Here is a 16,605-nt window from a genome sequence, read left to right as displayed (position 1 = left end):
AACCCGCAGCCCGCTAACTGCCTGAAAGATCAATACGTCTTACGCCATTGCTGCGTTGATGATCGGTCGGGCAAAATTGGGTCATTCCGGAAAAGTTCTTGTTTTAACAAGATTCAACACGGAAACAACCTCATTATTCCACTGCTAACCTTGTTATAGCAAGATGACTTTTGCCATTTATCACCCGGTTACTCACAGTTTTTTCACTTCCGCGTAGTGATTGCTTTAATAACCACCAAATCGGCTATGTCAAACTTAAGTAATAAGGTATAGCAGTTAATATAAGCATAGAAAAATGTGTGGCGCGAATCTTGATGGCTATTTAAAATCGGCCCCCATGAAAACAGAGACTCCAGCCGTAAAAACAGTTGCCATTACTGCAGACGAAGCAGGGCAACGCATCGACAACTTTTTGCGCACCCAGCTTAAGGGCGTGCCAAAAAGTATGATTTATCGCATTTTGCGTAAAGGCGAAGTGCGGGTGAACAAAAAACGCATTAAACCCGAGTACAAACTCGAAGACGGGGATATTGTGCGTATTCCACCTGTGCGTGTCGCTGAACGTGAAGAAGAGGCCATTTCGCCAAACCTGCAGAAGGTCGCGGCGCTGACCGACGTCATTTTATATGAAGATGACCACATTCTGGTGCTTAACAAACCTTCAGGTACGGCCGTACATGGCGGAAGCGGGTTAAGCTTTGGCGTCATTGAAGGATTACGTGCGTTGCGACCGGAAGCGCGTTTCCTTGAACTGGTGCATCGCCTCGACCGGGATACCTCCGGCGTTTTGCTGGTGGCTAAAAAACGCTCAGCCTTGCGTTCATTGCATGAACAACTGCGTGAAAAAGGCATGCAGAAAGACTATCTCGCGCTGGTTCGAGGCCAATGGCAGTCGCATGTCAAAACCGTGCAGGCGCCGCTGTTAAAGAACATTCTGCAAAGCGGCGAGCGTATCGTGCGGGTGAACCAGGAAGGCAAACCGTCAGAAACACGTTTTAAAGTGGAAGAGCGCTATGCGTTTGCTACGCTTGTGCGCTGTAGCCCGGTGACCGGACGTACGCACCAGATTCGTGTGCATACCCAGTATGCCGGTCATCCAATTGCTTTTGACGATCGCTACGGTGACCGTGAGTTCGATAAGCAACTGGCGGATACGGGGTTGAATCGGCTTTTCCTGCACGCAGCAGCGTTGAAATTTACCCATCCGGGTACGGGGGAAGTGATGCGTATTGAAGCGCCGATGGATAAGCAGTTGAAGCGCTGCCTCGAGGTATTACGCAGTAAAGCCTGATGCGCGGTGCTTATCAGGCCTACAATCGTGTGATGCACCGTAGGCCTGATAAGACGCATCGTGTCGCCATCAGGCAGATCAATCAGGCATTCAACGGGTTCATCTCTTCCCGCCGCAGCATTTGACACAACGCGATAAGCGGCAAACCGATCAAGGTATTTGGGTCACGACCCTCCAGGCGTTCAAAGAGTGCAATACCTAACCCTTCACTTTTGAAACTACCTGCACAATGGAGCGGACGCTCTTTGCGCAGATAATCATCAATTTCCGCCTCGCTTAAATGACGGAAATGGACGTCAAAAGGTTCTACTTCAGTTTGTAAATGTCCGGTCGCAGAATTATACAGCGCCAGTCCGGTGTAAAACGTCACAATATTGCCACGGGCTTTGAGTAATTGTTGGCGCGCATTTTCTTCAGTTAATGGTTTGCCGGTTATTTCACCATCAAGAACACAAATTTGATCGGAGCCAATAATCAGATGCGATGGGTAACGGTGGGCGAGAGATTGCGCTTTTTTCTGCGCCAGTCGCAAGACTAAATGGCGTGGTGCTTCGCCGGGCAACGGCGTTTCATCAACCTCTGGCGCAGCGCATTCAAACGGGATTGCCAGTTTTTCGAGTAAAGCGCGACGCCAGGGGGAGGTAGAGGCAAGAATAAGTTGAGGCATATTTTTTCCCTCGCATATAGCGTATTGATGAGAGCCATTTTAAACTATGGACTTCGACCTACAAGCTGGCTGTAGTGGCTTGTCTTGAGCGATTTTAAGTCGATGACCCGCAATGTGTGCGAATTATTGGCAAAAGGCAACCTCAGGCTGCCTTTTTCTTTGACTATATGACGTTACAAAGTTAATATGCGCGCCCTATGCAAAAGGTAAAATTACCCCTGACTCTTGATCCGGTTCGTACGGCTCAAAAACGCCTCGATTATGAAGGTATCTATACTTCTGATCTGGTTGAGCGCGTCGCCGATTCTGTAGTCAGTGTGGACAGTGATGTGGAATGCTCCATGTCGTTCGCTATCGATAACCAGCGTCTCGCCGTTATAACCGGTGATGCGAAGGTATCGGTTACGCTCGAATGTCAGCGTTGCGGGAAACCGTTCCCACTTCATGTTCACACAACATATTGTTTTAGTCCTGTCCGTTCTGACGAGCAGGCTGAAGCACTCCCGGAAGCGTATGAGCCGATTGAGGTTAACGAATTCGGTGAAATCGATCTGCTTGCAATGGTTGAAGATGAGATTATCCTCTCCTTGCCGGTAGTTCCGGTGCATGATTCTGAACACTGTGAAGTGTCCGAGGCGGACATGGTCTTTGGCGAATTGCCTGATGAAGCGCAAAAACCAAACCCATTTGCCGTATTAGCCAGCTTAAAGCGTAAGTAATTGAGGAGTAAGGTCCATGGCCGTACAACAGAATAAACCAACCCGTTCCAAACGTGGCATGCGTCGTTCTCATGACGCTCTGACCGCAGTCACCAGCCTGTCTGTAGACAAAACTTCTGGTGAACAACACCTGCGTCACCACATCACTGCCGACGGTTTCTACCGTGGCCGTAAGGTAATCGCTAAGTAATCACGCATGACTCAATGGCTTTCCCACTTCTGGTGAGAAAGACAGAGAGTGAACGCGTGATGAAGCTTAGTGAGGCTTTCCCCGGGTAACTGGGGAAACACCTAACCGGGCAGCGACGATACCTTGACACGTCTAACCCTGGCGTTAGATGTCATGGGGGGAGATTTTGGCCCTACCGTGACAGTGCCTGCAGCATTGCAGGCACTGAATTCTAATTCGCAACTCACACTTCTTTTAGTCGGGGATCCCGATACAATCACGCCATTACTTGCCAAAGCTGACTTCGAACAACGTTCGCGTCTGCAGATTATCCCTGCTCAGTCAGTTATTGCCAGTGATGCCCGGCCCTCGCAAGCTATTCGCGCCAGTCGTGGAAGCTCAATGCGTGTTGCCCTGGAGCTCGTGAAAGAAGGTCAGGCACAAGCTTGTGTCAGCGCCGGTAATACGGGCGCACTCATGGGACTTGCGAAGTTATTGCTCAAACCTCTTGAGGGGATTGAGCGTCCTGCGTTGGTGACGGTGTTACCCCATCAGCAAAAGGGCAAAACGGTGGTTCTGGATTTGGGCGCCAACGTAGATTGTGATAGCACGATGTTGGTGCAATTTGCCGTCATGGGTTCCGTGCTGGCAGAAGAGGTTGTTGGCATTGCCAATCCTCGCGTAGCGTTACTCAACATCGGCGAAGAAGAAACGAAAGGTCTCGACAGTATTCGAGATGCTTCAGCTGTGCTAAAAACAATCCCTTCCATTAATTATATCGGCTATCTTGAAGCCAATGAGTTACTGACTGGCAAAACCGATGTGTTGGTCTGTGACGGTTTTACAGGTAATGTCACATTAAAGACGATGGAAGGTGTTGTCAGAATGTTCCTTTCACTGCTGAAATCTCAGGGTGAGGGCAAAAAACGGTCGTGGTGGCTTCTGTTATTAAAACGTTGGTTACAAAAAAGCCTGACAAGGCGATTTAGTCACCTCAACCCCGACCAGTATAATGGCGCCTGTCTGTTAGGATTGCGCGGCACGGTGATTAAGAGTCATGGTGCGGCCAATCAGCGAGCATTTGAAGTCGCGATTGAACAGGCAGTGCAGGCGGTGCAGCGACAAGTTCCTCAGCGAATTGCCGCTCGCCTGGAATCTGTATACCCAGCTGGATTCGAACTGCTGGACGGTGGCGAAAGCGCAAAATCACGAGCACACAGATAACGGTGCGTTTGTGAATGTGGCCAACGTATCAGCGATTTGCTCGTAGCGGTATATAACCAAAAAGTGACTGAGCGTACATGTATACGAAGATTATTGGTACTGGCAGCTATCTGCCTGAACAAGTGCGTACTAACGCCGATTTGGAAAAAATGGTTGAGACATCTGATGAGTGGATCGTCACTCGTACAGGTATCCGTGAACGCCATATTGCAGCGCCAAATGAAACAGTTGCGACGATGGGCTTTGCCGCCGCAAACCGTGCGATTGAAATGGCGGGCATCGACAAAGAACAAATTGGTCTGATTGTGGTTGCTACCACATCATCCACTCACGCATTTCCAAGCGCGGCGTGCCAGATCCAAAGTATGCTGGGGATCAAAGGCTGTCCGGCGTTTGACGTTGCAGCCGCTTGTGCTGGCTTCACTTACGCCCTGAGCGTTGCCGACCAGTACGTTAAATCTGGCGCAGTTAAGCATGCTCTGGTCGTTGGCTCCGATGTCCTTGCCCGTACCTGCGATCCAACCGATCGCGGAACGATCATCATTTTCGGTGATGGGGCTGGTGCGGTTGTACTGAGCGCATCAGAAGAGCCAGGCATTCTCTCCACGCATCTGCACGCTGACGGTCGCTACGGCGAACTGTTGACGCTGCCTAACGCCGATCGCGTGAACCCGGAAAACCCGATCCACCTGACGATGGCGGGTAACGAAGTATTTAAAGTCGCGGTGACCGAGCTTGCGCACATCGTTGATGAAACGCTGGAAGCCAATAATCTCGACCGTTCTGCGCTGGACTGGCTGGTGCCGCATCAGGCTAACCTGCGCATTATCAGCGCGACAGCTAAAAAGCTGGGTATGTCGATGGATAATGTTGTCGTGACGCTCGACAGACATGGTAATACCTCTGCTGCCTCCGTACCGTGCGCGCTGGACGAAGCCGTCCGCGACGGGCGTATTAAAGCTGGGCAGTTGATATTGCTTGAAGCCTTCGGGGGTGGATTCACCTGGGGCTCCGCGCTGGTTCGTTTCTAGTATAAGGATTTAAACATGACGCAATTTGCATTTGTGTTTCCGGGGCAGGGTTCCCAGACCGTTGGGATGTTGTCTGAAATGGCAGCAACCTACCCAATTGTTGAAGAAACATTTGCTGAAGCATCAGCTGCACTGGGCTATGATCTGTGGGCGTTGACTCAGCAAGGTCCGGCTGAAGAACTGAATAAAACCTGGCAGACGCAGCCCGCGCTGTTGACCGCATCCGTTGCGCTTTATCGCGTATGGCAGCAGCAGGGGGGTAAAACACCTGCGCTGATGGCGGGTCACAGCCTGGGCGAATATTCTGCGCTGGTATGTGCGGGTGTTATCGGTTTTGCCGATGCCGTACGTCTGGTTGAACTGCGTGGCAAATTCATGCAGGAAGCGGTTCCGGAAGGCACTGGCGGCATGTCTGCTATTATCGGTCTGGACGATGCCGCTATCGCTAAAGCGTGCGAAGAGTCTGCCGAAGGCCAGGTGGTTTCACCGGTAAACTTTAACTCACCGGGTCAGGTGGTTATTGCCGGGCATAAAGAAGCCGTAGAACGTGCTGGTGTTGCCTGTAAAGCCGCGGGCGCTAAGCGTGCGCTGCCGCTGCCGGTCAGCGTTCCTTCTCACTGCGCGCTGATGAAGCCTGCTGCTGAGAAACTGGCCGTTGAGCTGCAGAAAATCACCTTTAACGCACCGACTGTTCCGGTTGTGAACAACGTTGATGTGAAGTGTGAAACTACGGCAGACGCAATTCGCGATGCGCTGGTTCGTCAGCTGTATAGCCCGGTTCAGTGGACTAAAACCGTTGAATTTATGGCATCCCAGGGCGTAGAGCACCTGTATGAAGTCGGTCCGGGTAAAGTTCTGACCGGTCTGACGAAACGTATTGTTGATACCCTGACTGCTTCGGCACTGAATGAGCCGGCGGCACTGTCTGCGGCGCTAGAGCAATAAAAGAGGAAGACCATGAGTTTTGAAGGAAAAATCGCGCTGGTTACCGGTGCAAGCCGTGGCATTGGCCGCGCAATTGCTGAGACACTCGTTGCCCGTGGCGCGAAAGTTATCGGTACTGCTACCAGCGAAAGCGGCGCGCAGGCCATTAGCGATTACTTAGGTGCAAATGGTAAAGGTCTGATGTTGAATGTGACCGATCCGGCATCTATCGAATCTGTTCTGGAAAATATTCGCGCAGAATTTGGTGAAGTCGATATCCTGGTCAATAATGCCGGGATTACTCGTGATAACCTGTTAATGCGCATGAAAGATGACGAGTGGAACGATATCATCGAAACCAACCTGTCATCTGTTTTCCGTCTGTCAAAAGCGGTAATGCGAGCTATGATGAAAAAGCGTCATGGGCGTATTATCACTATCGGTTCTGTGGTTGGTACCATGGGAAATGCGGGTCAGGCTAACTACGCTGCGGCGAAAGCGGGTCTGATCGGCTTCAGTAAATCACTGGCGCGCGAAGTTGCGTCTCGTGGCATTACTGTAAACGTTGTTGCTCCGGGCTTTATTGAAACGGACATGACGCGTGCGCTGTCTGATGATCAGCGTGCGGGTATTCTGGCGCAGGTTCCTGCGGGTCGCCTCGGCGGCGCTCAGGAAATCGCCAGTGCGGTTGCATTTTTAGCTTCTGACGAAGCAAGTTACATCACAGGTGAGACTTTGCACGTCAACGGCGGGATGTACATGGTTTAACCACGATGAAAAATATTTGCGTTATTGTAGGTCTTGGCCTCAAAATAACGTAAAATCGTGGTAAGACCTGCCGGGATTTAGTTGCAAATTTTTCAACATTTTATACACTACGAAAACCATCGCGAAAGCGAGTTTTGATAGGAAATTTAAGAGTATGAGCACTATCGAAGAACGCGTTAAGAAAATTATCGGCGAACAGCTGGGCGTTAAGCAGGAAGAAGTAACCAACAATGCTTCCTTCGTTGAAGACCTGGGCGCAGATTCTCTTGACACCGTTGAGCTGGTAATGGCTCTGGAAGAAGAGTTTGATACTGAGATTCCGGACGAAGAAGCTGAGAAAATCACTACCGTTCAGGCTGCCATTGATTACATCAACGGCCACCAGGCGTAAGTGAACATCTCCAGGCGGTCATTCGACCGCCTGAGTTTTATCTTTTTATCCCACTTGAATTATTTTCCCTCCCTGGAGGACAACCGTGTCTAAGCGTCGTGTAGTTGTGACCGGACTGGGCATGTTGTCTCCTGTCGGCAATACCGTAGAGTCTACCTGGAAAGCTCTCCTTGCCGGTCAGAGTGGCATCAGCCTGATCGACCATTTCGATACTAGCGCCTATGCAACGAAATTTGCTGGCTTAGTAAAGGATTTTAACTGTGAAGACATTATCTCGCGCAAAGAACAGCGCAAGATGGATGCCTTCATTCAATATGGAATTGTCGCTGGCGTTCAGGCCATGCAGGATTCTGGCCTCGAAATTACGGAAGAGAACGCTCATCGTATTGGCGCCGCTATCGGCTCTGGTATTGGCGGTCTCGGTCTTATCGAAGAAAACCATACCTCACTGGTAAACGGTGGACCGCGTAAGATCAGCCCGTTCTTCGTTCCGTCGACGATTGTTAACATGGTGGCTGGTCACCTGACCATCATGTACGGCCTGCAAGGGCCAAGCATCTCCATCGCGACCGCCTGTACTTCAGGCGTGCATAACATCGGTCATGCCGCACGTATCATTGCATACGGCGATGCAGACGCGATGGTTGCGGGTGGTGCTGAAAAAGCCAGTACGCCGTTGGGTGTGGGTGGCTTTGGCGCGGCACGTGCACTGTCTACGCGTAATGATAACCCGCAAGCGGCAAGCCGCCCGTGGGACAAAGAGCGTGACGGCTTTGTGCTGGGCGACGGCGCTGGCATGGTGGTACTGGAAGAGTACGAGCATGCGAAAGCGCGCGGTGCAAAAATCTATGCTGAAGTCGTTGGCTTCGGTATGAGCAGCGATGCTTACCACATGACGTCGCCACCGGAAAACGGTGCAGGCGCTGCGCTGGCAATGGTCAACGCACTGCGCGATGCGGCTATTGAAGCGGGTCAGATCGGCTATGTCAACGCACATGGTACGTCTACGCCTGCAGGCGATAAAGCTGAAACTCAGGCAGTGAAATCTGTCTTTGGCGATGCGGCAAGCCGTGTGATGGTAAGCTCCACCAAATCCATGACCGGACACCTGTTGGGTGCGGCGGGCGCGGTAGAGTCTATCTTCTCTATCCTGGCGCTGCGCGATCAGGCTATTCCGCCAACCATCAACCTGGATAATCCGGATGAAGGTTGTGACCTGGACTTCGTACCTCACGAAGCGCGTCAGGTTAGTGGTCTGGAGTATGCGCTGTGTAACTCCTTTGGCTTCGGTGGTACCAACGGATCTTTGATCTTTAAAAAGATTTAAGTCCGTCAGGTGATGCGCTAGCATCGATTGCAAATTGAAAAGGTCCGCTTGTCGGGCCTTTTTTTATTCGGTTTTCTGCCCTTGTCCTGTGTTACTCATCCTGCCAAACTAGCGGACCAGAAATAAGGAGCCACCATGTTCTTAATTAATGGCTGCGAGCAAGATATGCTGGCCGCAAGCGATCGAGCGGCCCAATTTGGTGATGGCTGTTTTACCACTGCCTGTATTATCGACGGTGAAATCCCTCTCTTTGCAGCGCATCTTGAGCGTTTACAAGACGCTTGCCAAAAACTGCTGATCTCTTTTGAAGATTGGTCCGAGCTGCAAAATGAAATGAAAATGCTGGCGAAAGGGCACGTACGCGGTGTGTTGAAAGTGATTATCAGCCGTGGCAGTGGAGGCCGGGGTTACAGTGGCAAAAATTGTCATAGTGCGACACGCATCCTCTCCGTTTCAGCCTGGCCCGATCATTACGATCGTTGGCGGCAAGAAGGTATTACGCTGGCGCTAAGCCCAGTACGGCTGGGACGTAATCCACTGCTTGCCGGGCTTAAACACCTGAATCGACTGGAGCAGGTGTTGATTCGCTCTCATCTTGAACAGACGGACGCCGATGAAGCGCTGGTTCTTGACAGCGAGGGATGGGTTACGGAATGCTGTGCGGCTAATTTGTTCTGGCGTAAAGGCGATGTGGTTTACACGCCCCGGCTGGACCAGGCCGGAGTGAACGGTATTATGCGACAATTCTGTATCCGGATGCTGGCACAATCGCCATTCAGTATTGTCGAAGTGTATGCCGGGTTGGAGGAGGTAATGCAGGCTGATGAAATCGTCGTCTGTAACGCGTTAATGCCCATTATTCCCGTGCGTGCCTGTGGCGACACGTTGTTGTCTTCACGTTTGTTATTCGATTATTTAGCCCCACTTTGTGAGCACCCGAATTAGTCATGAAAAAACTGTTACTTGTTGTCCTGTTATTGCTGGTTGTGCTGGGCATTGCCGCTGGAGTGGGAATGTGGAAAGTTCGCCATCTGGCGGACAGCAAATTATTGATTAAAGAAGAAACGATTTTTACGCTGAAAGCGGGGACGGGCCGTCTGGCTCTCGGCGAACAGCTGTATGCAGACAAAGTTATCAATCGTCCGCGCGTGTTCCAGTGGCTGCTGCGTGTGGAGCCCGAGCTGTCGCATTTTAAGGCCGGAACATATCGCTTCACGCCTGACATGACGGTGCGGGACATGCTGCAACTACTGGAAAGCGGCAAAGAGGCGCAGTTCCCGTTACGTCTGGTTGAAGGGATGCGCCTGAGCGATTATCTCAAACAGCTGCGTGATGCCCCGTATATCAAACATACGTTAAGCGACGATAGCTATGAGACCGTGGCCGAGGCACTTAAGCTGGAAAACCCGCAATGGGTAGAAGGCTGGTTCTGGCCAGATACCTGGATGTATACCGCCAATACTACTGACGTAGCGTTGCTAAAACGCGCGCATCAGAAAATGGTTAAAGCGGTGGATACTGTCTGGGAGGGGCGCGCTGATGGCCTGCCTTATCAGGACAAAAATCAGCTGGTAACCATGGCTTCTATTATTGAAAAAGAGACTGCAGTTGCCAGCGAGCGCGACCAGGTGGCTTCGGTCTTTATTAACCGTTTACGCATCGGTATGCGTTTACAAACCGATCCGACGGTGATTTACGGGATGGGTACACGGTATAATGGCAAATTGTCGCGTGTGGATTTAGACACCCCGACCGCCTATAACACCTATACCATTACGGGGCTGCCGCCAGGCCCGATTGCCATGCCGGGAGAGGCATCGTTGCAGGCCGCGGCACATCCGGCAAAAACGCCGTATCTTTATTTTGTGGCTGACGGTAAAGGTGGCCACACGTTTAACACCAATCTTGCCAGCCACAACCGGTCCGTGCAGGATTACCTGAAAGTGCTTAAGGAAAAAAATGGGCAGTAACTATATCGTCATTGAAGGCCTGGAAGGCGCCGGAAAAACCACCGCGCGTAACGTGGTGGTGGAGACACTTGAGCAACTCGGTATTCGTGACATGGTTTTCACCCGCGAACCTGGTGGAACGCAGCTGGCTGAGAAACTAAGAAGTCTGGTGCTGGATATTAAATCGGTCGGTGACGAGGTCATTACCGATAAAGCCGAAGTTCTGATGTTTTACGCGGCGCGTGTGCAGTTGGTCGAAACCGTTATTAAACCTGCACTGGCGAAAGGCGCGTGGGTAATTGGCGATCGTCACGATCTGTCGACCCAGGCGTATCAGGGCGGCGGACGCGGTATCGATCAAAACATGCTGGCAACCCTGCGTGATGCGGTGCTTGGTGATTTTCGTCCGGACCTGACGATCTATCTGGATGTGACGCCAGAAGTCGGGTTGAAGCGTGCCCGTGCCCGCGGCGAGCTGGATCGTATTGAGCAGGAATCTTTCGACTTCTTTAATCGTACTCGCGCGCGTTATCTTGAGCTGGCTGCCAAAGACGCCAGCATTCGTACTATAGACGCTACGCAGCCGTTGGAGGCTGTGATGGCTGATATCCGTCATACCATCACCCAATGGGTGAAGGAGCAGGGCGCATGAAATGGTACCCATGGTTACGACCGGATTTTGAAAAACTGGTAGCCAGCTACCAGACGGGTCGTGGTCACCATGCGTTACTGATTCAGGCGTTACCCGGAATGGGCGACGACGCGCTGATTTACGCCCTCAGCCGCTATTTAATGTGCCAGCAGCCGGAAGGGCATAAAAGCTGTGGACAGTGCCGCGGCTGTCAGCTAATGCAGGCAGGGACGCACCCTGACTACTATTCGCTGCTGCCGGAAAAAGGCAAAAGCACGCTGGGGGTTGATGCGGTACGCGAAGTCAGTGAAAAGCTGTACGAGCATTCGCGTCTCGGCGGCGCGAAGGTCGTGTGGATCCCGGATGCTGCCCAGTTAACTGATGCCGCCGCCAACGCCTTGCTGAAAACGCTGGAAGAACCCCCGGCACAAACCTGGTTTTTCCTCGCCAGCACAGAGCCAGCTCGCTTGCTGGCGACATTACGCAGCCGTTGTCGGTTACATCATCTTGCACCACCGCCGGAGTCGTATGCGATTTCCTGGCTTGCTCGTGAAGTGACTGCGTCGTCAGAAGCGCTGCTGAGCGCGTTACGCCTGAGTGCAGGTTCGCCAGGCGCGGCACTTACGTTGTTACAGGCTGAAAGCTGGGCGCACCGCACAGATTTTTGTGCGGCACTGGGGAACACATTAAACACAGGCGACTGGTATATACTGCTCGCGGCGTTAAACCACGATCAGGCTGCCGCCCGTTTACACTGGCTGGCAACGTTGTTGACCGATGCGTTGAAACGTCCGTATGGCGTTTCCCATTTAACGAATCCTGATGCGCTGGACCTGATATCTTCTATCGCAGAATGGTTATCCGTTGCCCAGATACAGGCGATACTCGGTGACGTTTGTCATTGTCGTCAGCAACTGCTGAACGTGACGGGCGTAAACCGTGAGCTGGTGTTAACCGATCTTATTCTTCGTATTGAGCATTACCTGCAACCAGGCTCCGTACTGCCTGTTCCCCATCTTTGAGAGAGACATTATGTTTTTAGTCGACTCACACTGCCATCTTGATGGCCTGGATTATCAATCTCTGCATAAGGACGTGGACGACGTGCTGGCGAAAGCGGCCGCACGCGATGTGAAATTCTGTCTTGCCGTTGCGACCACTCTGCCAGGATACCGCAGTATGCGCGAACTGGTCGGTGAGCGTGACAATGTCGTTTTCTCCTGCGGCGTGCATCCGTTAAATCAGGATGAAACCTATGATGTTGAGGACCTGCGTCGTTTTGCCGCCGAAGAGGGGGTTGTGGCGATGGGAGAAACCGGGCTGGACTATTTTTACACGCCGGAAACAAAGGTGCGCCAGCAGGAATCTTTTATCCACCACATTCAGATCGGCCGTGAGTTACAGAAGCCGGTTATCGTGCATACCCGCGATGCGCGAGCCGATACGCTGTCTATTCTGCGCGAAGAAAAAGTGACGGATTGTGGCGGCGTACTACACTGTTTTACAGAGGACAGAGAAACGGCGGGCAAATTACTGGACCTTGGATTCTATATCTCGTTTTCCGGCATCGTCACGTTCCGAAATGCAGAGCAGCTCCGTGATGCCGCCCGCTATGTTCCTCTGGACCGGCTATTGGTTGAGACGGATTCTCCCTACCTTGCGCCTGTACCGCATCGTGGAAAAGAGAACCAGCCCGCCATGACTCGTGACGTTGCAGAGTACATGGCCGTAGTGAAAGGTGTTGCCGTTGAAGAACTGGCGCAGGCAACCACTGATAACTTTGCCCGCCTGTTTCACATCGACGCTTCTCGCCTGCAATCTGTTCGTTAACTGACTTTTTTTAAAGCTCGTAATTAATCACTAATGCGAGTAAAGTTCACCGCCACAAAATGGGCGGTGAATAATCAGTTTGACACATTCAGAAACTCATTTTATCGGAATGTGCGGATTTTGCGGCCATTCACGACTGAACTGTGATAGCCGTCAAACAAAAACAAACTGAATTATTTTACTCTGTGTAATAAATAAAGGGTACTTAGATGCCCTGTACACGGCGAGGTTCTCCCCCCTCGCCAATGCGTGAGAACGTAGAATACACAAAATCATTCAAGCGGCATCAAGGCGGCAAGTGAGTGAATTGCAGGAGCTTACCAGAGTAAGTGACTGGGATTTAAGCGCGCAGCCAACGCAGAGGCGGTTTGAAGGATGAAGTGTATAAGCACAAATACTCAGGAGCACTCCTAATTATGTTTAAGAATGCATTTGCTAACCTGCAAAAGGTCGGTAAATCGCTGATGCTGCCGGTTTCCGTACTCCCGATTGCAGGTATCCTGCTGGGCGTCGGTTCCGCTAACTTCAGCTGGCTGCCAGCCGTTGTATCGCACGTAATGGCAGAAGCAGGCGGTTCTGTTTTTGCAAACATGCCGCTGATTTTTGCTATCGGTGTTGCGTTAGGCTTCACCAACAACGACGGCGTATCTGCACTGGCATCCGTTGTTGCTTATGGCATCATGGTTAAAACCATGGCTGTTGTTGCGCCGCTGGTTCTGCATTTACCTGCTGAAGAGATCGCCGCTAAACACCTTGCTGATACGGGTGTTCTCGGGGGGATTATCTCCGGTGCGATTGCAGCGTATATGTTCAACCGCTTCTACCGTATTAAATTGCCTGAGTATCTTGGCTTCTTTGCGGGTAAGCGCTTCGTTCCTATCATTTCTGGTCTGGCTGCCATCTTCACGGGTGTGGTTCTGTCCTTCATTTGGCCGCCGATCGGTACTGCTATTCAGACGTTCTCCCAGTGGGCTGCATACCAGAACCCGGTCGTGGCGTTCGGTATCTATGGCTTCATTGAACGCTGCCTGGTGCCGTTTGGTCTGCACCATATCTGGAACGTTCCTTTCCAGATGCAGATCGGTGAATACACCAACGCTGCAGGTCAGGTGTTCCACGGTGATATCCCTCGCTATATGGCGGGTGACCCGACTGCGGGCAAACTGTCCGGTGGCTTCCTGTTCAAAATGTACGGTCTGCCGGCTGCCGCTATCGCTATCTGGCACTCTGCTAAACCAGAAAACCGCGCGAAAGTGGGCGGTATCATGATCTCCGCGGCGCTGACCTCGTTCCTGACCGGTATTACCGAGCCGATCGAGTTCTCCTTCATGTTCGTGGCGCCGATCCTGTACATCATCCACGCGATTCTGGCTGGTCTGGCATTCCCGATCTGTATCCTGCTGGGTATGCGTGACGGTACGTCGTTCTCCCACGGTCTGATCGACTTTATCGTTCTGTCCGGTAACAGCAGCAAACTGTGGCTGTTCCCGATTGTCGGTATCGGTTATGCGATTGTTTACTACACCATCTTCCGTGTGCTGATCAAAGCGCTGGACCTGAAAACTCCGGGTCGTGAAGATGCTACCGAAGACAGCAAAGCAGGTGCGTCCGGCGAAATGGCTCCGGCTCTGGTTGCGGCATTCGGCGGTAAAGAAAACATCACTAACCTTGATGCGTGCATCACCCGTCTGCGTGTCAGCGTGGCTGACGTTGCCAAAGTGGATCAGGCTGGCCTGAAGAAACTGGGTGCGGCGGGCGTTGTGGTAGCTGGTTCCGGTGTTCAGGCGATTTTCGGTACTAAGTCCGATAACCTGAAAACTGAAATGGATGAGTACATCCGTAACAGCTAAGCAGTAAGAAGTTGGGGAGAACTAAGGCAGCCTGCGGGCTGCCTTTTTTATTGTATTAATTAGCCTGAACGCGAATCGGCGCGGTAGCAGCGAACAACCACGGACGAGCCTCTGCATTTACGTGAGGGGATAACGTCTCTCTGACCTGCTGGTGGTAATCATCAATCCACTGCTTTTCAGCTTCATTCAACAGATGCAGTTCAACCAGATTCAAATCAATCGGCACCAGCGTCAGCGTTGAGAAACGACAAAAACCAGGACGACTGTTGATAATCTCCACCTGATTCTCAATACGGATCCCATACTGTCCGGCCAGATAATAACCCGGCTCGATGGTGATGATATTGCCTGCGACCAGTGGCCACGGGTTTACTTTTTTGGCGATGCGATGGGGTTGCTCATGAATAAGCAACTGGTGACCCACGCCGTGTCCCGTGCCATGATCAAAATCCAGTCCCAGCTCCCACAACGCCCGGCGGCTAAAGGCATCCAGTTGATGGCCCTGAGTCCCACTGGGAAACTGCAGCGAAATAAGCGACAAAAAGCCTTTCAACACGGCTGTGTAATGTAGGCGACGTTGCGGATCCTGTGGGCCAAATGCGAGGGTACGCGTCGTATCCGTCGTACCATTGTGGTACTGGCCACCGGAATCATTCAGATACATGGCCTGCGAGGTAATTGGCGTATTGGTCTTTTCACTGGAGTGGTAATGGCACATTGCGGCATTGCTGGCAGAGGCCGAAATCGTGCTGAAACTTTGCTCGATAAATCCCGGCTGCTGCTGGCGAAATTCCAGTTGCTTGGCCTGCGCTTCCAGCTCGGTGACCGGATTGCCTGCCGCTTCGCGCAAAGGAACTTCATGGGCCAGCCAGGCAAGGAAGTTTACCCAGGCTGCGCCATCTTGTTCATGGCATTCCCGATAGCCTGCCAGTTCAACGTCATTTTTGTGGGATTTCATCAGAGTGATGGGATCGGGCGCCCAAAGAACGTTGCCACCGTGTTCTTCAATGGCAAAACGCAACGCGACCGGGGCGTAGTCTTTATCGACCAGGAAGCGCTTCCCATTGGCCAACTGCTGGCAGCGAGTCAGAAAACTCTCTTGCGGGGCCAGCGTGAGCGTGTTCAGTAGTGATGCGGGGAGTTGCTGCGTTTTATTGCTATCCACAAACCATTCCAGCTCACCGCTGCGATGGAGCAGGGCAAACGAAAACGGCACTGGCACCATGGCCAGATCCGAACCGCGTACATTCAACAGCCATGCAATGTTATCCGGCAGGGTAATTGCCAGCACGTCAGCCTGGTGTTGAGCGAGTTGTTCCACGACGCGGGCACGCTTTTGCGTGCTGCTTTCCCCGCTGATTTCAATGGGCATTTCACGAATGATGCCGCAGGGGGCTGCCGGTCGGTCTAGCCATACCTGGTCAAAAGGATCTTGCTCAAGAGGTACCAGCTCGCAATGCGTTGCCGACAAGGCTTCAAACTGGCTGTTGACCATCAGCAGCGGTTCAAAGCCGATACGTGTAACCGCTGCAACGTGAGACTGCAAATAGTCGGCCAGCGGCTCATCGTGTAAATGATGAATTTCAAATTCATCCAGCGAGACTTCATTGCGTACCTGGACCTGATAGCGTCCATCGACAAACATTAACGCGCGATCCCGAAGGACCAACGCGAGGCCGGCAGAGCCGCTAAAACCGGTCAGCCAGGCCAGTTTATTGTCATGCGGCGTACAATCTTCACTTTGATGAGCATCGGCGCGCGGAACAATCATGCCATCCAGCCCCTGCGCTATCAGCAGGTTGCGCAGGGCGGAAAGAGGAGTTGAGTTGTGCAT

Annotated in this window: 17 protein-coding genes; 15 read left to right on the top strand and 2 right to left on the bottom strand. The window is 52.1% G+C overall.

All coding sequences use genetic code 11. From position 1 onward, the window contains the following. The first annotated feature begins 337 nt into the window (after nucleotides 1-337). Nucleotides 338-1,291 carry a 23S rRNA pseudouridine(955/2504/2580) synthase RluC gene (gene rluC, locus IB222_RS14160; protein ID WP_003036228.1) on the top strand — a complete coding sequence of 318 codons (954 nt, stop codon included), beginning with the start codon at nucleotides 338-340 and terminating at the stop codon, nucleotides 1,289-1,291. Nucleotides 1,292-1,373: 82 nt separating this feature from the next. Here the strand turns inward: rluC and IB222_RS14155 are convergent, their stop codons facing one another. Next, entirely contained in the window at nucleotides 1,374-1,958 is a 585-nt protein-coding gene (locus tag IB222_RS14155) for a nucleoside triphosphate pyrophosphatase (protein ID WP_003832177.1), read from the bottom strand. Nucleotides 1,959-2,155: 197 nt separating this feature from the next. Between IB222_RS14155 and yceD the strand changes: the two genes are divergently transcribed. The 14 genes from yceD to ptsG all read left to right on the top strand — a co-directional run bounded on the left by yceD (nucleotide 2,156) and on the right by ptsG (nucleotide 14,771). Then, on the top strand, nucleotides 2,156-2,677 hold the full coding sequence (gene yceD / locus IB222_RS14150; RefSeq protein ID WP_003036239.1) for a 23S rRNA accumulation protein YceD: 522 nt from the start codon (nucleotides 2,156-2,158) through the stop codon (nucleotides 2,675-2,677). Between the two features lie 16 nt (nucleotides 2,678-2,693). Then, nucleotides 2,694-2,867, top strand: coding sequence for a 50S ribosomal protein L32 (rpmF, locus tag IB222_RS14145; protein ID WP_003036242.1), 174 nt, complete (start codon nucleotides 2,694-2,696; stop codon nucleotides 2,865-2,867). Nucleotides 2,868-2,990: 123 nt separating this feature from the next. Beyond that, complete coding sequence (plsX, locus tag IB222_RS14140; protein WP_071846967.1) at nucleotides 2,991-4,070, top strand: phosphate acyltransferase PlsX; 1,080 nt, start codon at nucleotides 2,991-2,993, stop codon at nucleotides 4,068-4,070. Between the two features lie 77 nt (nucleotides 4,071-4,147). Further along, nucleotides 4,148-5,101: a beta-ketoacyl-ACP synthase III gene (gene fabH / locus IB222_RS14135; RefSeq protein ID WP_003832181.1), complete on the top strand. Its 954-nt coding sequence runs from the start codon at nucleotides 4,148-4,150 to the stop codon at nucleotides 5,099-5,101. 15 nt (nucleotides 5,102-5,116) lie between these two features. Beyond that, complete coding sequence (fabD, locus tag IB222_RS14130) at nucleotides 5,117-6,046, top strand: ACP S-malonyltransferase (protein WP_126318487.1); 930 nt, start codon at nucleotides 5,117-5,119, stop codon at nucleotides 6,044-6,046. Nucleotides 6,047-6,058: 12 nt separating this feature from the next. Next, nucleotides 6,059-6,793, top strand: a complete 735-nt coding sequence (gene fabG / locus IB222_RS14125; protein ID WP_003036255.1) for a 3-oxoacyl-ACP reductase FabG — start codon at nucleotides 6,059-6,061, stop codon at nucleotides 6,791-6,793. 154 nt (nucleotides 6,794-6,947) lie between these two features. Beyond that, a complete protein-coding gene (gene acpP / locus IB222_RS14120) occupies nucleotides 6,948-7,184 on the top strand; it encodes an acyl carrier protein (RefSeq protein ID WP_000103754.1) in 237 nt (78 codons plus the stop codon). Between the two features lie 85 nt (nucleotides 7,185-7,269). Then, on the top strand, nucleotides 7,270-8,511 hold the full coding sequence (gene fabF, locus IB222_RS14115; RefSeq protein ID WP_003036260.1) for a beta-ketoacyl-ACP synthase II: 1,242 nt from the start codon (nucleotides 7,270-7,272) through the stop codon (nucleotides 8,509-8,511). A 135-nt stretch (nucleotides 8,512-8,646) separates the two neighbouring features. Continuing rightward, nucleotides 8,647-9,456, top strand: a complete 810-nt coding sequence (pabC, locus tag IB222_RS14110; RefSeq protein ID WP_063941429.1) for an aminodeoxychorismate lyase — start codon at nucleotides 8,647-8,649, stop codon at nucleotides 9,454-9,456. 2 nt (nucleotides 9,457-9,458) lie between these two features. After that, on the top strand, nucleotides 9,459-10,481 hold the full coding sequence (gene yceG, locus IB222_RS14105) for a cell division protein YceG (protein ID WP_008784373.1): 1,023 nt from the start codon (nucleotides 9,459-9,461) through the stop codon (nucleotides 10,479-10,481). After that, entirely contained in the window at nucleotides 10,471-11,112 is a 642-nt protein-coding gene (gene tmk, locus IB222_RS14100) for a dTMP kinase (protein WP_048214457.1), read from the top strand. The genes yceG and tmk overlap by 11 nt, the downstream gene beginning before the upstream one ends. After that, nucleotides 11,109-12,113, top strand: a complete 1,005-nt coding sequence (holB, locus tag IB222_RS14095) for a DNA polymerase III subunit delta' (RefSeq protein ID WP_149385030.1) — start codon at nucleotides 11,109-11,111, stop codon at nucleotides 12,111-12,113. Before tmk ends, holB begins: the two co-directional genes overlap by 4 nt. A 10-nt stretch (nucleotides 12,114-12,123) precedes the next feature. Beyond that, nucleotides 12,124-12,921, top strand: a complete 798-nt coding sequence (locus tag IB222_RS14090) for a metal-dependent hydrolase (RefSeq protein WP_020996495.1) — start codon at nucleotides 12,124-12,126, stop codon at nucleotides 12,919-12,921. 416 nt (nucleotides 12,922-13,337) lie between these two features. Continuing rightward, nucleotides 13,338-14,771 (top strand): PTS glucose transporter subunit IIBC, encoded by a 1,434-nt coding sequence (ptsG, locus tag IB222_RS14085; protein WP_003036277.1) that lies wholly within the window; start codon nucleotides 13,338-13,340, stop codon nucleotides 14,769-14,771. 55 nt (nucleotides 14,772-14,826) lie between these two features. Here the strand turns inward: ptsG and IB222_RS14080 are convergent, their stop codons facing one another. After that, nucleotides 14,827-16,605 (bottom strand): aminopeptidase P family protein, encoded by a 1,779-nt coding sequence (locus IB222_RS14080; protein ID WP_149385029.1) that lies wholly within the window; start codon nucleotides 16,603-16,605, stop codon nucleotides 14,827-14,829.

It is taken from the genome of Citrobacter sp. C13 (assembly GCF_014596815.2).
GTDB lineage: Bacteria > Pseudomonadota > Gammaproteobacteria > Enterobacterales > Enterobacteriaceae > Citrobacter > Citrobacter portucalensis.
This window is presented reverse-complemented; position numbering and strand designations above follow the sequence as displayed.